Annotated in this window: 12 protein-coding genes; 6 read left to right on the top strand and 6 right to left on the bottom strand. The window is 64.8% G+C overall.

What is annotated here, in order from left to right:
• Window positions 1-55 precede the first annotated feature (55 nt).
• The 4 genes from ACQR0W_RS20565 to ACQR0W_RS20550 all read right to left on the bottom strand — a co-directional run bounded on the left by ACQR0W_RS20565 (window position 56) and on the right by ACQR0W_RS20550 (window position 3,866).
• Window positions 56-1,321 (bottom strand): class I SAM-dependent methyltransferase, encoded by a 1,266-nt coding sequence (locus tag ACQR0W_RS20565; protein ID WP_315753257.1) that lies wholly within the window; start codon window positions 1,319-1,321, stop codon window positions 56-58.
• Window positions 1,322-1,390: 69 nt separating this feature from the next.
• Complete coding sequence (locus ACQR0W_RS20560; RefSeq protein WP_315712830.1) at window positions 1,391-2,131, bottom strand: SDR family NAD(P)-dependent oxidoreductase; 741 nt, start codon at window positions 2,129-2,131, stop codon at window positions 1,391-1,393.
• Entirely contained in the window at window positions 2,128-2,664 is a 537-nt protein-coding gene (locus tag ACQR0W_RS20555) for a WbuC family cupin fold metalloprotein (RefSeq protein WP_315825078.1), read from the bottom strand. The genes ACQR0W_RS20560 and ACQR0W_RS20555 overlap by 4 nt, the downstream gene beginning before the upstream one ends.
• Window positions 2,661-3,866, bottom strand: a complete 1,206-nt coding sequence (locus tag ACQR0W_RS20550; RefSeq protein ID WP_316186976.1) for a class I SAM-dependent methyltransferase — start codon at window positions 3,864-3,866, stop codon at window positions 2,661-2,663. The genes ACQR0W_RS20555 and ACQR0W_RS20550 overlap by 4 nt, the downstream gene beginning before the upstream one ends.
• 398 nt (window positions 3,867-4,264) lie before the next feature.
• On the opposite strand from ACQR0W_RS20550, the gene ACQR0W_RS20545 reads away from it, so the two are divergent.
• Window positions 4,265-4,534: a hypothetical protein gene (locus tag ACQR0W_RS20545; protein ID WP_316169864.1), complete on the top strand. Its 270-nt coding sequence runs from the start codon at window positions 4,265-4,267 to the stop codon at window positions 4,532-4,534.
• Between the two features lie 147 nt (window positions 4,535-4,681).
• Window positions 4,682-6,766, top strand: coding sequence for a TIGR04372 family glycosyltransferase (locus ACQR0W_RS20540; RefSeq protein ID WP_434840827.1), 2,085 nt, complete (start codon window positions 4,682-4,684; stop codon window positions 6,764-6,766).
• Between the two features lie 87 nt (window positions 6,767-6,853).
• Here ACQR0W_RS20540 and ACQR0W_RS20535 read toward each other — a convergent pair whose 3' ends face one another.
• Entirely contained in the window at window positions 6,854-8,923 is a 2,070-nt protein-coding gene (locus ACQR0W_RS20535) for a TIGR04372 family glycosyltransferase (protein ID WP_316169689.1), read from the bottom strand.
• A 314-nt stretch (window positions 8,924-9,237) separates the two neighbouring features.
• Between ACQR0W_RS20535 and ACQR0W_RS20530 the strand changes: the two genes are divergently transcribed.
• The 4 genes from ACQR0W_RS20530 to ACQR0W_RS20515 are packed head-to-tail and all read left to right on the top strand — an operon-like array spanning window position 9,238 to window position 16,480.
• Window positions 9,238-11,433 carry a TIGR04372 family glycosyltransferase gene (locus ACQR0W_RS20530; protein WP_434840826.1) on the top strand — a complete coding sequence of 732 codons (2,196 nt, stop codon included), beginning with the start codon at window positions 9,238-9,240 and terminating at the stop codon, window positions 11,431-11,433.
• A gap of 14 nt (window positions 11,434-11,447) precedes the next feature.
• Window positions 11,448-13,412 (top strand): acyltransferase family protein, encoded by a 1,965-nt coding sequence (locus ACQR0W_RS20525; RefSeq protein WP_316186973.1) that lies wholly within the window; start codon window positions 11,448-11,450, stop codon window positions 13,410-13,412.
• Window positions 13,413-13,437: 25 nt separating this feature from the next.
• The gene (locus ACQR0W_RS20520; protein WP_315712819.1) at window positions 13,438-14,523 is read left to right on the top strand and encodes a hypothetical protein; all 1,086 of its coding nucleotides are present in this window, start codon (window positions 13,438-13,440) and stop codon (window positions 14,521-14,523) included.
• Window positions 14,501-16,480: an acyltransferase family protein gene (locus ACQR0W_RS20515; RefSeq protein ID WP_315712817.1), complete on the top strand. Its 1,980-nt coding sequence runs from the start codon at window positions 14,501-14,503 to the stop codon at window positions 16,478-16,480. The genes ACQR0W_RS20520 and ACQR0W_RS20515 overlap by 23 nt, the downstream gene beginning before the upstream one ends.
• 6 nt (window positions 16,481-16,486) lie before the next feature.
• Here ACQR0W_RS20515 and ACQR0W_RS20510 read toward each other — a convergent pair whose 3' ends face one another.
• A complete protein-coding gene (locus tag ACQR0W_RS20510; protein WP_315712815.1) occupies window positions 16,487-17,467 on the bottom strand; it encodes a TylF/MycF/NovP-related O-methyltransferase in 981 nt (326 codons plus the stop codon).
• Window positions 17,468-17,684 lie beyond the last annotated feature (217 nt).

The following is a 17,684-nucleotide window of genomic DNA, read 5'->3' as shown; positions in this document are numbered from 1 at the left end:
CTGGACCATGTTACGAGGGCACTGTCAACCGGTCAGCTCAGGCCGCCGCCGCGGCTCAGATCGCGACCGAGCCCGAGGCGTCGACGATCCGCGGCTCCGGCAGCGGCACCAGGAATCGACCGCCTGCGTCCAGGTAGGCCTGGTTGCGCTTCAGGATCGGGTCCGCATAGATCCAGGCGAGGACGACGACGATGTCGGGCTTTCGCGTCGCGAGCTCGCTGGAGGGCAGCACGGGGATGTGGGCGCCCGGGCTGAAGCGGCCGTGCTTGAGCTGGTTGTCGTCGACGATGAACTTGATCCGGTTCTCCAGCTCGAAATGGTAGAGCAGGGTGGTGGTGGTGGTCGAGGCGCCGTAGGCCGCGACCAGCTTGCCCGCGGCGATGGCCTCGTCGAGAGTAGCGAGCACCCGGCGCTTGCAGTTCTCGATGGCGACGAACCAGTCACGGTAGATCTGCGGCTTGGTGACGCCGCGCCGTTCCTCCTCGGCGATCAGCGTCGACAGCTCCGCCGAGCGCGGGCGCTTGCCGGTCGATTTCGGCTGCGCAAAGGCGCGGATCGAGCCGCCCTTGGTGCCGGTGCGTTCGACGTGGAACAGCGTCATGTCGTGCCGGTTCAGGAAGGTCTCGAGCGGGATCAGCGCGTGATGCGAGACGTGCTCGTGGTAGATCGTGTCGAACACCATGTTGTCGATCATGTCGACGATGTAGGAGACCTCGAACACGAAGGCGCCGTCGTCGGCGAGCAGGAGGCGGATGCCCTTCACGACGTCGGACATGTTGTCGATATGCGCAAACACGTTGTTGGCGCAGAACAGCTTGGCTTCGCCCTGCTCCGACTTGATGCGGGCCGCCAGCGCGCTGGTGAAGAAATCCGGGATCGTCGGCACGCCTTCCTTGGTGGCGGTCGCCGCGATGTCGCGGGCGGGGTCGATGCCCTGCACGCGCATGCCCTCGTTCTTGAACGCCTTGAGCAGCGAGCCGTCATTGCTGCCCATCTCGGCGACCAGGCTGCCCTTGGGGATGGCGAGCGAGGACACCACCGATTGCGCATAGCGCTTGAAATGCTCGACGAGGCCGAGCGAGACCGAGGTGCGGTAGGTGTAGTCGCGGAACAGGATGTCGGGATCGACGACATCGAGATTCTGCAGATGGCCGCAGTCGAGGCAAAGATAGCAGTCGAGCGGGTAGAGGTCCTGCTTCTCGCCCAGCCGGTCCGCCGTCACGAACGCGTCGCCGATCGCCGAAGGCCTGATCGGCAGCACGTGATCGAGCGAGGTCGAGCCGCAAAGGCGGCAATCGGTCTTGTGCTTGACGTGCTGCATGAGGTGTCGATCCTGGGTTGGCGATCCCGCAGGCGGGACGGTCGGCCGAAGAGGAATTTGCGGCGGGTTTTACAGGCCGGCGAAGCTCTTGGCGACCTCTTCTTGCCAGACTGTGGACACTCCGCCATCCAGAAACAGGCTCTGCCCGTTGATGAACGAAGCGCGCGGGCTGCAGAGGAAGTCGAGGGCGTCGGCGCATTCCTCGGCCGTCCCGAGCCGGCCCAGCGGGACCAGCTTGCGGTAGGTCTCCATCAGCTTCTCGTTCTGCTCATAGAAGATGCGCGATTCGCGCTTCAGATAGGTCAGCGGCATGATCGCGTTGACGCGGATGCCGCGCCGGCCGAGCGTCGCGGCGTAATGCCGGACCATGGCGTTGAGGCCGCCCTTCACGACATGGTAGCCGACCGGCTGCGAACTGCCGACGAATTCGGCATAGACCGAGCTGACCACGCCGATGGCGCGGTCGCCATCGTCAGCGAAATGGCCGGAAAAGCCCTCGATCAGGTCGCGCGAGGCGGTCAGGCCGACCTGGATTTCCCCGGCCCAGGGATCGCCCTGGCCGCGAAAGCGCTGGCTCAGGACGAGGTAGCGGACCGGGCCGTTGGCCTCGGCGATCTCACCCCAGAGCCCGGCAAAGCTCTCGCTGCGCTCGAGATCGGCGGAAAAATGCTTCAAGCCGGGCTGATCGGGAAAATCGGCCGGGCGCTGCCGCGACACGACGCTGACGGCGCAGCCGCGCGCCAGGAAGCGTTCGACGACCACGCGGCCGAGGCCGCGGGTGCCGCCGACCACGACGGCATGGCTGGTCATGCGGCAACGCCCTGCCGTGCGGCGACACGCCGGACGAGATCGGCCTGATAGGCCTCGGCCCCGGCGGCGTCGCTGTCCTCGGGCGCGAAGTCGGCGAACACGCTGGCGCCGGGGCGGAACGGGCCGTTGGTGATCTCGTGCACGATCAGCAGGTCGCTGCGGATGATCAGGGTGTGAAAGAATGCATTCGACATGCGATAGTAGAAGGGGCGCGCACCGCCCGGCGGCCCCAATTCGACGACACGCTCGATCTGGCCGTCATCGTCGAACACCACGATATCGACCTCGCCCTCGATGATGTGGAACGCCTCGCTCTTGCCGGGGTGCTTGTGCGGACGGATGTAGGAGCTGGAATCGATCGCGATGATCATTTCATGCAGGCTGTCATCGCCGTCCGGATGGGCGTTGATGCGGGCCCGCCGCTTCGGGCTGGCCTTCACCGCGGCCTTCAGGGTGTTGATCTCGGCCGCGCCCACCGATGAAATGGGGCCCTCGGCCAGGAATACCTCGGGGGATTTCTGGACGAGCGTCATGCGTGATCCCTCATGATCGAATTGTCGAGCGCCGCGTAGATCGAGCGGAATTCCACGCCCCTGGCAGCGAGCGGCGCGAGCTTTTCACGCACCTTGCCCTCGATGTGCGGCGCGATCGCAAACAGGCAGAGCCTGATCCGCTCGTCATCCAGCAGCCGCTGGGAGCCTACCACAGGTGTACGGAAGCCGGGGGGGAAAAAGCCTGTCTTGTCCGCATCATCGTCGACGGCCACCGCGATCAGGTCGGCCAGGCCGAAGGCGTTGACGAACATGATGGCGTGATGGCCGATGCCGAACAGCGCGATCCGGTCGCGGTCGGGACCGGCCAGGGCCGTCAGCCTGCTGCGCAGTCGCGCGCGGGCGGGGACGAAATTGTCACGGTAGACCTGGAACAGGCTGGAAGGTCCGCGGGGCTCCACCGGAGTGGCGGGAATATCGGCCGGGGTGAGGACGGCGACCAGGGCATCTTCCAGGGCTCCCGGATAGCGAAGCAGGGCCAGAACGCGATAGCCGCTCACCTCAGCCAGGCGCCGCAGCGTGTCCTCGACGAAGTAGCAGCTATGCTCCTCCCACAGGAAGCAGTAGTCGCGCGCCGCGAGGAACTTGCTGCTGTCGGGGACTTCGATCAGCAGCAGGCCATCGGGATTTAGCAGAACCCTGAGCGCTTGCAGCGCCTGCACGGGCTCCGGCGTGTGCTCGAGGATGTAGCGGCACGATACGATGTCGAAAGTGCCAAGCTGCGCCGCTTCGGCGGCCAGCCGTTCCTCGCGGAGGCTGGCCTGCCAGGTTTCCAGATAGGGATAGCGCCCCGGAGCGCCGGCGGCGCCGAGCGCGAGGGCGCTCGCGGTGAGCCCGCGGGCCTGCAACCTGCCCAGCAGAGGCCCCTCGAACGGACCGGTGCCGAGGGCGGTGCCGGCCCGTGGCTTCAACGACAGCAGCTCTCCGACCAGGGCGTCGAGATGGCCTTCCGGCTCCCGGTAGCGGATCCATGGCACCTCGGGAACAAGCGCCTCGGGTGGCGGAAGCTCGCGGAGCTGGACGAGTTGACAAGTGTCGCACGCGACGATGTCGAGGGTTACCCGAAGCTGGACACGGTTCTCACGCGCGAACCGGTTGCAGACCGGGAGCTCACCAAGCGGGAGCGCCTGCGTGGAGATCGGCTGACCGCACAATCGGCAGCCGGATAGTGGTCCGGTGGACATGGCTCGGCTGGATCGCTCGATCAATGGGCACACTCAGGCTCGCCGCTGCGTCCAGCGCGCCGGCTGCTATGGATGTTGCCATCTGGAGGCAACCTCAATAGCAGTGTAATCGGGAACATGACAACGTAAAATGTTCGCCTGGCACAGACCCTGGAACTCGCGTCATTTGTGATGTTTCGCGCTGCTGTTGCTCTTTGAGCGCTCGCATCACTCCCTCTCGGTTCAACCGGCGAATCAGTGTCAATAACGCCAGCAGATTTTTGTTCTACCGCAGCGGGATTGCGCGACTGGGCAGTCTTCCAGCGGAGATGCTACAGACGATGCTGAGGGGCTTTGGCGGCTATTGTTCGGCCACATGAGATCTAACGTTGGTAAGAGGGGGCGCCTGCGTGAAGGATATGGTTCTCGTTTTGCGATCGATCTTGCGCACCGTCTGCGTGAGCACGGTCCTCTTCTGTGTTCTTCTTGCGGTCGGCGCAGGGTTCCTCAACGCCTTGCTTGCGGGATTTGTGGCTTTCGTATTCATCTCGCTGGGAATCGGCCGGCTCGTGCTCGAGCGGCTGGCTCTGTGGTCGACAATTCTGCTGATTGTCGACAGGGCAGGGCTGTTGCCGGTCACCGAGTGGGTTCATGGGATCATCATACTCATTGGTCGTGGGTTGGCTTGACAGCCCGATAGGCATGCGGCGTGTATTGCTGAAGCCAATTCGAGACAGGCGACAAACGGCATAGCCTTCTCCTGGTCTGCCGCAGGGCGGTCTGGATGTTCGAGAACGGGGGCTGGCCGTGAGCCGGAGATGGAGTTGGGGTAGCCGATGCAGCGCTTCAAGGAGCCGCTAGTTCTGCAGAGCCCTGTGCGCAGACGCGGATTCCTTGAGCTGTTCAACGCACTGGAAACTCTGCCAGCCGAAACGGCGCGTTGGGGAGAGCGGTCTCTGTTGGCGCCGCAGCGATGGGCGCGCATCCTGATTGTCGGCACTGCCAGGCTGCTGCGCCTGCTGCCGCCGCGGCTGGCCTTTCTGATCCTCGCCTTGTTCGAGATCGGAGAACTTCGCGACCGCCGCCTGCTGCAAAGAGCCTATCAGGTCCACTGCGCGTCTCTGCTGGCGAAGGACCCTGACCTGCGGTTTTCGGGATTGCTCAGACGGAGCTTTCCGATGCTGGCAGCGGAACTGCTGCTTCGGATCGGAGCCGATTGGGAAGCCTATGATCTGGTCCTCCGGCGTCAACTCGCAGCCCGCTCGCCGGAACTTGCGCACATGATGGTTCGCGCGCTCTTCGAGCTCGGGGAGTTCGACAAGGCCTATCGGTTGGCATCGCAGCTGGATCTGAGGGCAAGGTCGGAATCGGAGATACATCTCACCTTTCTCAAGGGCATGCTCGAGATCATGGTCGGCAACGAGGCCCGCGCGGTCGAATGCATGTCGGACGCATGCCGTGGTATTCCCGACTACATGCGTCCTCATCAGAACATGGCGTCGCGGCCGGCGCGAAACTATCATCCCAACCCTCTTGATTTCGCCTGCGGCGCCGCGGGCAGGCTGTTCGATCTCTGCAACTTCACCGGCCAGCGCGTGACTCATGTCGGCTCTGGCGACATCGGCATCGGTCTGTTCACGAGAGCGCTCGCGGCGCAGTCGGAGCTCGGCGAGGCGGCGCCAGCCATATCAGCGGAGGCCAGCCACCTGTTGCGCAGGTTGGGAATTCCATTGGAGCAATTGCGGGTCCTTCCCGAGGAATGGACGACCCAGATCGGTCACCTCGGCATGCTGGACATCCTGTTCCGAATGCGCGACCTGGGGTGGTGGTCGGGAAGACCGCTGATCGTCGTCCGTCCGAACTGCGTGGCCAACAGGGCGTTTCTTCGGCTGTTCGAAAGGTTCGCCGATGTCGTCGTGATCGGGGAAACCGTCTCTCACGCGCTCGGCGAAGAGCTGCTGTCGCTGCAGCGCTGGTACGGCATGAACTTCAATGTGTTCCGGCTGCCGAACGGCGACGTCGTGCCGTGGCAGGAAGCCGGGGCGCTTGCCATGCTGCAGTGGGAGCGGGATGGCCGCGGGCATCCCTTGCGCGACCAGTATGACCGGATCTACGAAGCGGCGCCGAAGGTGCAGGACGATTATCGGCGGATGCGCGAATCCTGGGGCATGAAGCCGGACGACTGGTACGTGTGCCTGCACACCCGTGACGGTTCCCACTATTCCGAGGTCGACGGGACCGGCCAGACCCACCGCAATGCGCCGATCGAGACCTACCTCGATGCCATCCACGCGATCACCCGCAGGGGCGGCTGGGTGATCAAGCTCGGTGGCCCAAATTCACCCGGACTTCCGCCGCTCGACCGTGCAATCGATTATGCGCAGAGCAAGTTCAGATCCGAACTGATGGACATCTGCCTCATCCGGAATGCCAAGGCCTTCATTGGCACGACTTCAGGGTTGACGAATGTCGCGATCAGCTTCGGCATTCCAAGTGCCCTCGTGAATTGCATCACCACGGATCCGCAATTGTGGAACAGCGCTGTTCGGTTTGCGCTGAAGCCGGTGCGTCTCGCCGACGGAAGGATGCTGACCCAGACGCAGCTCACCTCGTCCCCCTGGCGCTGGCGCCTGTTCGACGCCTGCGTTCTCAGCCGCAACGGAGCGCAGCCGTTGAACAACACGTCAGACGAAATCCTCGCGGTCGTCGAGGAGGTCGTCGATCTCGCTTGCGGACATGCGGCCGACACCGCCTCGCAGCAACTCTTGTCGCTCTGGAGGGAGCAGCTTGTGCCGCCTCACTATTACGGCGGCGGCACGATCAGTGCCCACTATCTCGCGAAGTACGAAAGCGCATTCTTGGTGCCTGGAGCGGCCCCGCCGAGGAGCCTTCCCGAGGTCGCCAGGGCGCGACAACGTTAGTCCGACAGCATGGCCCTACTGTTCGCGGCCGACGTCCTCAGGTGCGCGCCAGGTCCGGGCGGCATCGCTTGATGCATCGCGCTGTCCTCACGGTTCTCTCAGCAGGTCTTGAGCGTATTTCTCGAGGAAGTACCTACTCGGCCGCGAACTGCCGAAGAAGCCCGGCACCTGGACGTGACGCTCCCATTTGCCGTCCACGCCGGGGGCGGGTCCTTTCCGCCGGGGATCGGAGATTTCGAGCACCTCGCGCACGGCTTCCAGGATTTCGTCCGAGCTGCTCTCGCTCACGACGAGTTTGGCACGCGCCATGGATTCATGGGTAGGGTAAGCCCAGCGATACTCTTCCGAGGTCCATTCGCTCAGCGAAAGCATCTGGCCATCCGCCCTGTGCACGGGCTTGAGCGCGAAGCGGGTGTCCGTCGACCACAGCAGGCCGATCGAGCTCAATGCATTGACCATCGCAGTCGGGATGCCGAAGCTGCTTGCCACATAGGCGAAGCCGGAGGTCGTGCCGATGAACATGCGGGCACGGCGCATCAAGTGAATGTCCATCTCCGGAAACGCGTCGTCGCTGCGGGCGTAGTCCACCACGCGTTCCATTTGCGGGAACGGCGGCACCTTGCGACCGCCCATCCGGACAACCCATCCGCCGCATTCGGTGATGTGGCGGACGGCATCGAGATAGCTCGCGAGCGACGCGTTGCGGATGGATTCGCCGACGCCTTCGGTATCATTCCGGGTCTGGGCATCCCGCACGTGCAGGCAGACGAACCAGTCGCCGTCCGCCATGCCCCACTTGCGCCGGTAGTCCTGGTACGTCTGCTCGACGCGGTTGTCGGAAAGCAGGCGGCGGTCGTAGATGTCGCGCAGCGGAAAGCTTCGCTGCCGGCTTTCCCATTGCTTGAGCGCGAGTGAGCCCGCATCGTTCCAGTACACCGCGCGTCCGTCCTCGAAGCGGAATGCCTGGTGGGAGTCGCCGATGAACGGGGTGAGGCTGGCGAGTTCGTGCCAGACTCCGGCGGTGACGTTCTCGCCCAGGGTGAGCGTCGGACAGATCTCCGAGAACAGCGACAGGAACGGCTTGTTGGCGATCCGGTCCTTGTAGGCCAGGAGCAGCGGCTGGCCCTGCCACCACCCCATCTCGCGCATCATCAGATGAACGTTGAGATGGCCGTTATGGCCGATCAGCGCGCTCCAGTCCGGCGAGAGCAGCCTGACGTCCGACAGATCGGTGTCGAGCTTCTTGAGAAGGGCCTTGAGCTCGGGGCTGGGCGCGGGAAGATGACGGCGCAACCGCTTCTGTGTCTCCGTCAGCTTGGTGTAGACCTGCGGGACATGGAAGCCCTCGCCGCTGTGATATGTCGTCAGCAGCAGGTGGCGATAGGCGTAGAACAGGTTGATCTCCGACAACACCTTGCGCTGCGGATGATCGGCGGGAAAGCGCTCCCAGTATTGGCCGCGGTCCTCGCGTGCGGCGAGGATATCGTCGTGCCGGGGGAGACCGAGCTGAGTGACGAGGGTCTCGATCAGCTCCTTGTCGCAGAAGAAGTCGGGAACGTAGCGGTCGAGCGGGGCTTCGAACGGCTCGGGGTCGCCGTCTCGGCGCGCATCGTATTGCCGTCCTTCGAAGGACGTCTGCTCGAAACGAAAATTCCGGTGCTCCAGCATGATCTTGATCAGCTCGGCAAACCGGCGCAGGTCCTGCGGACGAAGCGCGGTCCAATTGATGGTGTGGGCCTGCGCCAGCAGCTCCATGAAGTAGCCGGATGTCAGCTTTTTCGTCAGCTTGCCGATCGCCTCCATGAACTCGTCATCGACCCGGTCCCAGTCGATTCTGGGAAACAGCTCCAGAACGCGCTTCTCCTTCTCGCACATGAGAAGGAAGAGGATCAGCTCGTTGCAGTACTGACCCGAGTGGCCGCGGGTGAGCACCCATTGCATCTCTTTTTCGATGTCGGGACCGCAGAAATAGCGGAATTGCCGGTCAAACTCGTTCCGGTGTGCATAGCGGTGGAAGACGAGCGCCACCATGAAGGCCTGTCTGAAGGTCAACAGGGCGAAGATCAGGTCCTTCAACGATTCCGCCCGTTCCTGCCCGGCTGCATTCAGAAACCAGCCGATCGCCCTCGCGGCACGGCCGGCGAGGTTCGACTTCAACGCCTGGACCCGACTGCGTTGGCGTGGCGCGGGATGCCCGGCTGGATTTGAGTGGACGGACTCGACGAACATTTCCAAGGCCCCATGACGAAAGCGAAGGTTTCACCGGCGCACTGCTTCGGCAGCACAACCGCCCGGCATTGAAACAGGCCTGCCAGCTTTCCGGACTGGACAGGGATCGCGCCCAAGCGTGGCACGAGCATAGAGCGCGCGTGGGTTGGCCGCCAGTCCAGGCGCTCGCCGCCCGTCAGGAGAGAGGGACTTGAGCGGACCACCGCCAGCGACACGCGAGGACGGCGGCTTTCCGACCGGAGGTGGCGGCTTCTTTCGCCCGATTCGGGTTGATCGGGTCGGGCCTTCACAGTAATCGTTGCCTGCTGTTTCCGAGGTTGCGCCGGAGGTGCGGTTTGCCGCTCGACACCATTTCGACCGAGGGCCGGCCTGTCGGCAGCGCTCCGGTCCGCGACCTGACTCGCGCGGAACGTACATTCGGCCGATATTATCCTCTATTGCGCCTTCTCGCGCGGCTTCCGGGTCGGCATTTTCTGCGCAATCTGGCATTCACGGTGTTGCCGTTCAGGGCGAGATTTTGGCTGACGGTACAATTCCGCCACTTCTTCCAGCATCCGGGCCTGGACCGCCACTTCGTCTTTTTCTGCGGTCCCTTCCTGGGCCGGCACTTGCCCTGGATATTCAACAGCTCTGTTTGGGAGCGCTACCCGAACGAGGTGGCATTCTATCTTCTACTCGCGGGGTACCGGAAAGAAGCGCTGCCGCTGTTCCGCCGGTTGAGGTGGGACGGGGAGCGCCCGATCGCCGAGCTCGCCTTGCACGGAACGGGCGTCGTCGGTGACGGCTACTCGATGGATCTGCTGACGCAGATTCATTTTCTCGACTGGCAGCAGGTTGCCGAGCGGTCGCCGGCGATGCGGACCTTCGTCCGGCTGATGTTGGAGCATCGCAACTTTCAATATGAGGAACGGGCTTTTCGCGGGCGTGTCGAGTTCGATCACGTTCCGAGGGACGTCCCGGTCGAGCAATTCATTCCTTATTTCTTCCGCGACCGCGAGGTGATCGTTCGCCTGATGCAGGAACTCGGTCTCGTCGATTCGACGGGCGTCCTTCGAAAGCTGGACGAGTCCGGGCAGTACTGGGAAAGCCTTCCCAGATATCTGCCCGACCGCATGGTCTGTCTCGACATCTACCTGTTCTATGCTTATCGCGAACTCCTGCTGAGGACTTACCACAACGGGGAAGGGGACAAGGTTCCTCTCGTGTACAGCCGCGGTCTGGATACGCAGCGTCGCCTTCGCCGTCAGCTTCCGAAGCCGTCCGCCGAGCTGAAGCGCGTGCTCGACGGGGTCGGTGTCGAGCTCGGCGATGTCAGATTGCTCTCACCCGATTGGAGCGCGCTGATCGGTCACAATGGTCATCTGAACGTGCACCTGATGATGCGGAGCATGGGGTGGTGGAAGGGACAGCCGGTCCTGCTCGCCTACAAGGATCGGATCGCCAACAAGCCTTTCCTGTCGCTGTTTTCCGAGATTTGTCCGACGCTCACCCTGGGTGAGAACGTTTCCCCCGGTGTCTGGTACGAGCTCGCCAGCCTGACGCCTTTCCTCGGTGACTCGCATCAGGCCTTCCAGTTCGAGGATGGCCGGACGATGTACTGGAACGATGCAGGCGCGATGGCACTCCAGCAGTGGGAGCGCGAGGGCAAGGGTTTCCCGTTGCGCGACATCTATGACGCGCGCATGCAGGCGGACGACAGGACCGAGGTGCTGTACCAGTCGCTGCGTCGGAAATGGGGGCTCACGCCCGGTGATTGGTTCGTGTGCCTGCATATGCGCGACGCCGAGGCGCGCGGCGAGACCCTCGGAACGGGCGAGTCGATCCGCAGTGCCACCATCGGCAACTATCTCGAGACCGTCCGCTACATCACCCAGCAGGGCGGTTGGGTGATCCGCATGGGCGGACGCAAGGCGCCGCCGCTGCCGGACATGCCGCGCGTGGTCGACTACGCGCGAAGCGAGGATCAGGTGGCGGAGATGGACATTCACCTGATGCGCCGTGCCCGCATGTTCATCGGCACGACCTCGGGCTTCGCCTATGTCGCGACCAGCTTCGGCATTCCGACCGCCATGGTGAACGCCTTGAGCTCCGTCGGCTTGCTGTGGTCGAAGGATACGCGCTTCTCGCTCAAGCCCGTGCATACGCGCGAGGGGCGCATGCTGTCGTTGAGCGACGTCACCTCCGAGACATGGCGCTGGACGTTCCCGACCTATGAGACGGTCAAGGCTGCCGGCCTCACGGTCGGCGAGAGCTCCGCCGACGAGATCCTGGAGACCACCCGGGAGGTGCTGGATCTGTCGTCCGGGGCGCCGCCCGTCATTCCGCCGGTCGACGATGTCTGGGAAAAATGTGTGAACATCCAGGGATTCTTCGGCAATTCACGGCCGTCCCGCTATTTCCTGGACAAATATGCGGCGTCTCTGCTCGATCGCTCCTGAAACGAAACGGTCCGATGAACTTCGCCCAACCGAACATGACCCTGGAAGAAGCCCGCGCCACCCCGCTCGGCTATCGCGCCGACATCGACGGCCTGCGTGCCGTCGCCGTGCTGCCGGTCCTTCTCTACCACGCGTTTCCCGCGGCCGTCCCCGGCGGCTTCTACGGCGTCGACATCTTCTTCGTCATTTCCGGTTATCTGATCACCGGGATCATCCACAAGCAGATGCTGTCGAAGACGTTCAGCATCGCCGATTTCTATGCCCGCCGGATCCGCCGCATCTTTCCGGCGCTGATCACGGTGGTGCTGGTCACCTTCCTGATCGCCTGGTTCTTCCTGCCGCCGCGCGAGCTGAAGTCGCTCGGCACCAACATTGCCGGCGGCGCCGTCTTCATCCAGAACTTCATCCTGCTCGGGCAGGTCGGCTATTTCGACCTCGCCGCCGAGAAGAAGCCGCTGCTGCATCTGTGGTCGCTGGCGATCGAGGAGCAATACTACATCGTCTGGCCGCTGCTGCTGATGCTGATCGGCTCATGGCGGCGCAGGAGCCTGGCGATCACGGTCGCGCTGGCGGCGGCGTCGTTCGTCGCGTGCCTGATCGTGCAGCCGCGCGCGCCAGAGTATGCGTTCTATCTGCCGGTGACGCGGGCTTGGGAATTGCTGGTCGGCTCGGGACTGGCGCTCTGGGTCAACGGGCGCAGCGCGGAGGCCGGCCCGCGGCCGCTGATCGACGTCCCGCTCGTCCGCGAGCTCATCGCGCTGGCCGCGATGCTCGCGATCGTGGTCGCGTTCTGGCGCTACGGTCGGCTCACCCCGCATCCAGGCGTTCACACGTTGCTGCCCGTGCTGGGCGCAGCCGCCCTGATCGCGACCAGCGGCACGCTGGTGCATCGTTATGTGCTGTCCGCGACGCCGGCGATCTTTGTCGGCCTGATCAGCTATCCGCTCTATCTCTGGCACTACCCGCTGATGGCCTATGCGCGCATCCAGTTCATCGATCCCGTGCCGGCGTGGGTCATGGGTGCGATCATCGTGGCCAGCCTGGTGCTTGCCTGGGCCACCTACCGCTTCATCGAGCGGCCGATCCGCTTCGGCCGGCGCCTAGTGCCGCTCAAGGTCGGCGGACTCGTCGGCGGCATGGTCGCGCTGGGCATCGTCGGCGTGGTCGCCGACCGCACCAATGGCCTGCCGGCGCGCATTCCCGCCGAGCTTCGCGGCTTCATGCTGGACGGCAGCGAGACGGCCCGCTTCTGGCGGGCCGACAAATGCCTGCTGAAGCCGGATCAGAGCGCGTCCGAATTCTCACCGGAATGCGCCGGCACCGGCCGCCATCCGCTCATTTTGGTCTGGGGCGACTCCTATGCCGCCTCGCTCTATCCGGGACTCGCTCATTTCGGTGCCGAGCGAGGATTCGAGGTCGCGGAATACACAGCCTCCGCCTGCCCGCCGCTGCTCGGTTTCGTCCATCCGGAACGGCGGTTCTGCAAGGGCGCGAACGACTTCGTCATCCAGAAGGTCGCCGAGCTGAAGCCGGATCTGGTCGTGTTCTATTCGACCTGGAGCTATGGTCCGGACGACCTGCGCAACGGGCTGGACAGAACGGTCACGGCATTGAAGGAGCTCAACGTCCCGAAGATCGTCCTGCTCGGGCCGCCGGCGACCTGGCTTGGCGAAAGCCTGCCGGCGAACATTCTCGACTATTATTTCCGGACGCATTCGCTGCTGCCGGCGCGCACCAAATTCCGCTCCAACGACAATTGGACGCGGGCGCTGGACGAGTTCCTCGAGGCGCAGGCGCAGCGCGTGGGCATCCAGTACATCTCGGCGCGCCGCATGATGTGCAACGATGACGGCTGTCTGGCGCGGATCGGCGCGGACGGATCGGACCTGACCGCGTATGACAGCGGCCATTTGACTAACCCCGGCTCCCTCTTCATTGCCAGACAGGCGCTGGAGGCGTTGCCTGGCTTCGATAAATAGCCGCGTCGTCCGCCCCGGGGCCACCATGGATCGTCGGACAGAGCAGAGCGGTCGCGCCGGATACGAGGCCGGGAACGACGACCTCGGCCGCGCGGGAGGCCGCTATCTCGCCAGCGTGCTTGGACTGGTGGCGGCGATGCTGGGCGGTGTCAGCCTGTGGCTGGCAGCGCAGGGCGGCGACCATTTCAGCGCGATCAGCAGGGCCGGCGATCGGTCATGGTACCGCAATTTCGGCGGCGACAGCGTCACCGAGATCCAGGACCAGGATCTGTTCTACCATGGCATCGGCCGGTCGATCGACAACGCCCGCCAGGCCGACGTCATCATCCTCGGCTCATCCCTGGTGTCGTTTGCGCTCGACGAGACCGTCATGCGCGAGCGCCTCGAGCAGCCCTACGGCCTGAAGTTCTACAACATGGCGTTCGTCGGCGTTGCCAGCGGCGAGTTCGCGCGGCAGATCGCGCTGAAGTATCACCTCCATCCGCGCCTGTGGATCTTGAACGCCGACGATGGCGGCGGCGGCGGCAACTTCTTCCACCGCAACCTGACCCGCGCGTTCGGCGCCGACGTCCGTCCGATCCCGAGCACGAAGCTCAGTCGCTACGGCGCGACCTACGAGATCATCCGGCGCAATCTGCGCTGGCGCTTCGAGGACGTGACGCGGCCATGGCGCCAGGCGCTCACCGGCCCGCGATCCGGACCGCTGCCGCGCTTCGACCGCGATGATCGCACCGGCGCGGCCGACATGAGCACGTTTCCGCGCTTTCTCGCCGACGGCAATCCGGGCGTGAAGATGACGCGCGATCCCGATTGTCACACCACGCCCGACGTGATCGCCAATGCGCGCGACCTCGTGCAATCGCTGGGCGCGCCCGTGGTCCTGACCCTCGTTCCCAATTTTCACGGCTGCCTGACCCAGGTTCGCGAGATCGCGGCTGCGATCGGCGTCGAGACGGCGCTGCCGGCGCGGACCGACTATTCGAGCTGGGATGGCGGCGGCCATCTCGACGCCAGGGGCGCGGCTGATTTCACCCGCGACCTCGTCGGCGCTCTGGAAAAGACGCGAGCGTTTCAGGGAATGCGTGAGAATGGCGATCACCGAAAGCCTTGATCATGCGGCCGCAGCGGATCGCCATGCGCGGCCGATCAGCCGGGCGCACGCGCTGCTCTATCGTCCCGACATCGACGGCCTGCGCGCGATCGCCGTCGTCGCCGTGCTCGTCTTTCATACCTTCCCGCGGCTGCTGCCCGGCGGTTTTGCCGGCGTCGACGTGTTCTTCGTGATCTCCGGCTATCTGATCACGGGCATCATCGATCGGCAGTGCGAGGACAACAGCTTCAGTTTCGCGACCTTCTACGCCCGTCGCATCCTCCGGATCTTCCCGGCTCTCATCACCGTGGTGCTGGCGACGTTCGTGATCGCCTGGTTCGTATTCCCGGTCGCCGAGATGGAAGCGCTCGGGTCCAACATCAAGGGCGCCGCCGCCTTCATCGAGAATTTCATGCTGCACGAGCAGATCGTGGGCTATTTCGATCCGGGCGCGGAGCGTCTCCCGCTGCTGCATCTGTGGTCGCTCGGCATCGAGGAGCAGTACTACATCGTCTGGCCCGCGATGTTCGTGCTGATCGCCCGATGGCCGTCACGGAAGGCGGCGATCGTGGCCGCGCTCGCGTGCGGCTCCCTGGTGGTCTGCCTGTCGACTCCCGAAAGAGAGGCGGCGTGGGCGTTCTATTCCCCGACCACGCGGGGCTGGGAGCTGCTGGCCGGCTCGCTCCTGGCGGTGTGGCTGCGCCGGCGCGCCGATCGCCCGATCGGTGCGGCCACCAGCAATACGCTCGCGGCTGTTGGCGTGGCGGGCATCGCCGTCGCCTTCTTCGCGTTCAGCGCCGCCTCGCCTTGGCCCGGCATTCGCACCACGGTGCCCGTGCTGGCGACCATGGCCCTGATTGCGGCCGGCGGTACGCTGGTTCAGCGGGTGTTGGCGTGGCCCGCGCTGGTGTTCGTCGGCCTGATCAGCTACCCGCTCTATCTCTGGCACTTTCCGCTGATCGCCTTCACCAAGCTGCAGTTCGGCGGCGCGGCTCCGGCGTGGATCCTGCTCGCGGTGCTCGGGCTGAGCGCCGTGCTGGCCTTCCTCACCTATCGCTTCATCGAGCTGCCGATCAGGTTCGGAGCCGCGCCCGTCGCGTGGCGGGCGGGGTCTTTGCTGGCCGCGATGGCGGCGATGATCCCGATCGGCGTCGCGGCGACGAGCACGCGCGGCCTGCCGGTCCGATTCGCGCCGGAGATCAGGGGCTTCATGCTCTCGGGCTCCGAGACCTCCTCGCACTGGCGCCGCGGCCGCTGCCTGCTGCTGCTGCAACCAGCCTCCGCGTTCGGCGCCGACTGCGCCGGGCAGGGGCGCCGGCCGCTGCTGCTGATCTGGGGCGATTCCTACGGCGCGGCGCTCTATCCAGGGCTGCTGCATCTGTCGACGGAGCGCGGCTATGACGTCGCGCAATATACGGCCTCCGCCTGCCCGCCGCTGATCGGCTACACCTTGGAGGCCCGCCCGTTCTGCAAGAGCATCAACGACGACGTCGTGTTGCGGATCGGCCGTCTCCGGCCGGACGTCGTCATCCTCGACGCCACCTGGGGCCATGCCGAAGCCGTGCTGCGCGAGGATCTGCCGCGCACGGTCGCGCTGCTCAAGGCCAACGGGATCGCGAAGATCGTGCTGATGGGACCGCCGCCGAGCTGGCAGGGCGTCGGCCTGTCGCACAACGTGCTCGACTACTACCGGCAGACCGGAACCGTGTTGCCGGAGCGGACCCTGTTCCGCTCCAACGACGAATGGACGCGGGGCCGCGACGCGCTGTTTCGCGAGCTGACCCGTCAGCTCGGCATCGATTACATCTCCGTGCGCGACGTGTTCTGCAACGACGAAGGCTGTCTCAGCCGGATCGGCCCGGGCGGCTCGCAATTGACGGCATTCGATCCCGGGCACCTCACGGTGCCCGGGGCCATCTTCCTGGCGCGCCACACCATCGACAGCCTGCTCGGCCCGGCCCAGCGGCCGCCGCCGTGAGCAGCGTCAGGTCGGATCGGCCGGGATGCCGCGATAGGAGTGGATGATGAAGCGAGTGCCGCCGACCGAATAGTCGCCGCCGTTGGAGGCCTCGATCGCGAACATCTCGACCAGCTCCTTCCAGGCCTGCCGTTCGCCCGTGGTCGGAATGGCACGATTGGCGTTCCAGTCGTCGAAGCAGATGACGGCGCCGGTCGAGATCATGCCGCGCTCGAACAGCGGGACGAGCGCATCCATGGTCGACTGGTAGAGGTCGCCGTCGAAATGGATCATCGCAAACCGCGTCTCGGGCGGCAGCGTCTTCACGGTGTCGGCGAACCAGCCTTCGTAGAGTTGAAAGCGGTGCGGCGGAATGATCTTGCCGATCAGCGCGCTCAACTGCGGCGCGGCCAGCACCTTGCAGCCGCCCTTGGCCCACGCGCCGGAGATGACGTGCGGCGCGGCTTGGTCGACCGGCGAGGTGATCTCGGGAAGGCCCTCGAAGCTGTCGAACAGGCGTAGAATACGGAACGGGTTTTCCCCGGACGCGCTCTTGCCGAGCGGCTGGCGCTGCAGGTCGAACACCATCGACGTGGCGATTGCGCGGGCGCTGAAGCCGCCCATCGTGCCGAACTCGGCGATGTCGCCGTTCACGTGGGCGCTGTTGATGTACTGGACGCACAGCGTGAGCGTCTTGGCGATCTCCTGTGCCGGCAGGATCAGCACGTCGGCATAGCTGTAATACGCGCCGGGCGAGGGAAGCTGCCGCGCGCTGTATTTCTCCAGTGCGATGTCCTGGATGATGCGTCCGTCGTCGACCGTGTCGGCGGACGGGGCTGCGATTGCGACGGCCGGAGGCCTGTCCTGTACGTTGGCGCTGCTGCTGCCGTTTCCATAGGGCCAGGGCAGCGGCGGCTGGAACAGGATCGCCCGTTTCACCGAGCGCATCCAATACAGCACGTCCGGCGGCAGCGAGGTGGCGAGCGCATTCTTCAACGGTTGCAGCATTCAAATCTCCAACGCGGCGCTGTTCGATGACCGCAAAACGACCTTGAGGGATGGCGCAGACATGATGCTGCGCCGAACAGGGGTGTTCGCCTGGCGACGCCCAACAGGCGGCGTTACGCCGAGACGGGATTCCGCGCTCGGTGGCGGTGCCGGCTCCGCATGCACCGGCCGCAACGGGATGAACATCCGAAATCTCCGAGCGATCCCGCTCATGGCC

This window comes from Bradyrhizobium sp. HKCCYLRH1034 (assembly GCF_051168375.1).
In the GTDB taxonomy this organism is placed as follows: Bacteria; Pseudomonadota; Alphaproteobacteria; order Rhizobiales; family Xanthobacteraceae; genus Bradyrhizobium.
The sequence above is the reverse complement of the archived record's forward strand: the minus strand, read 5'-3'. Positions and strand labels throughout refer to the sequence as shown.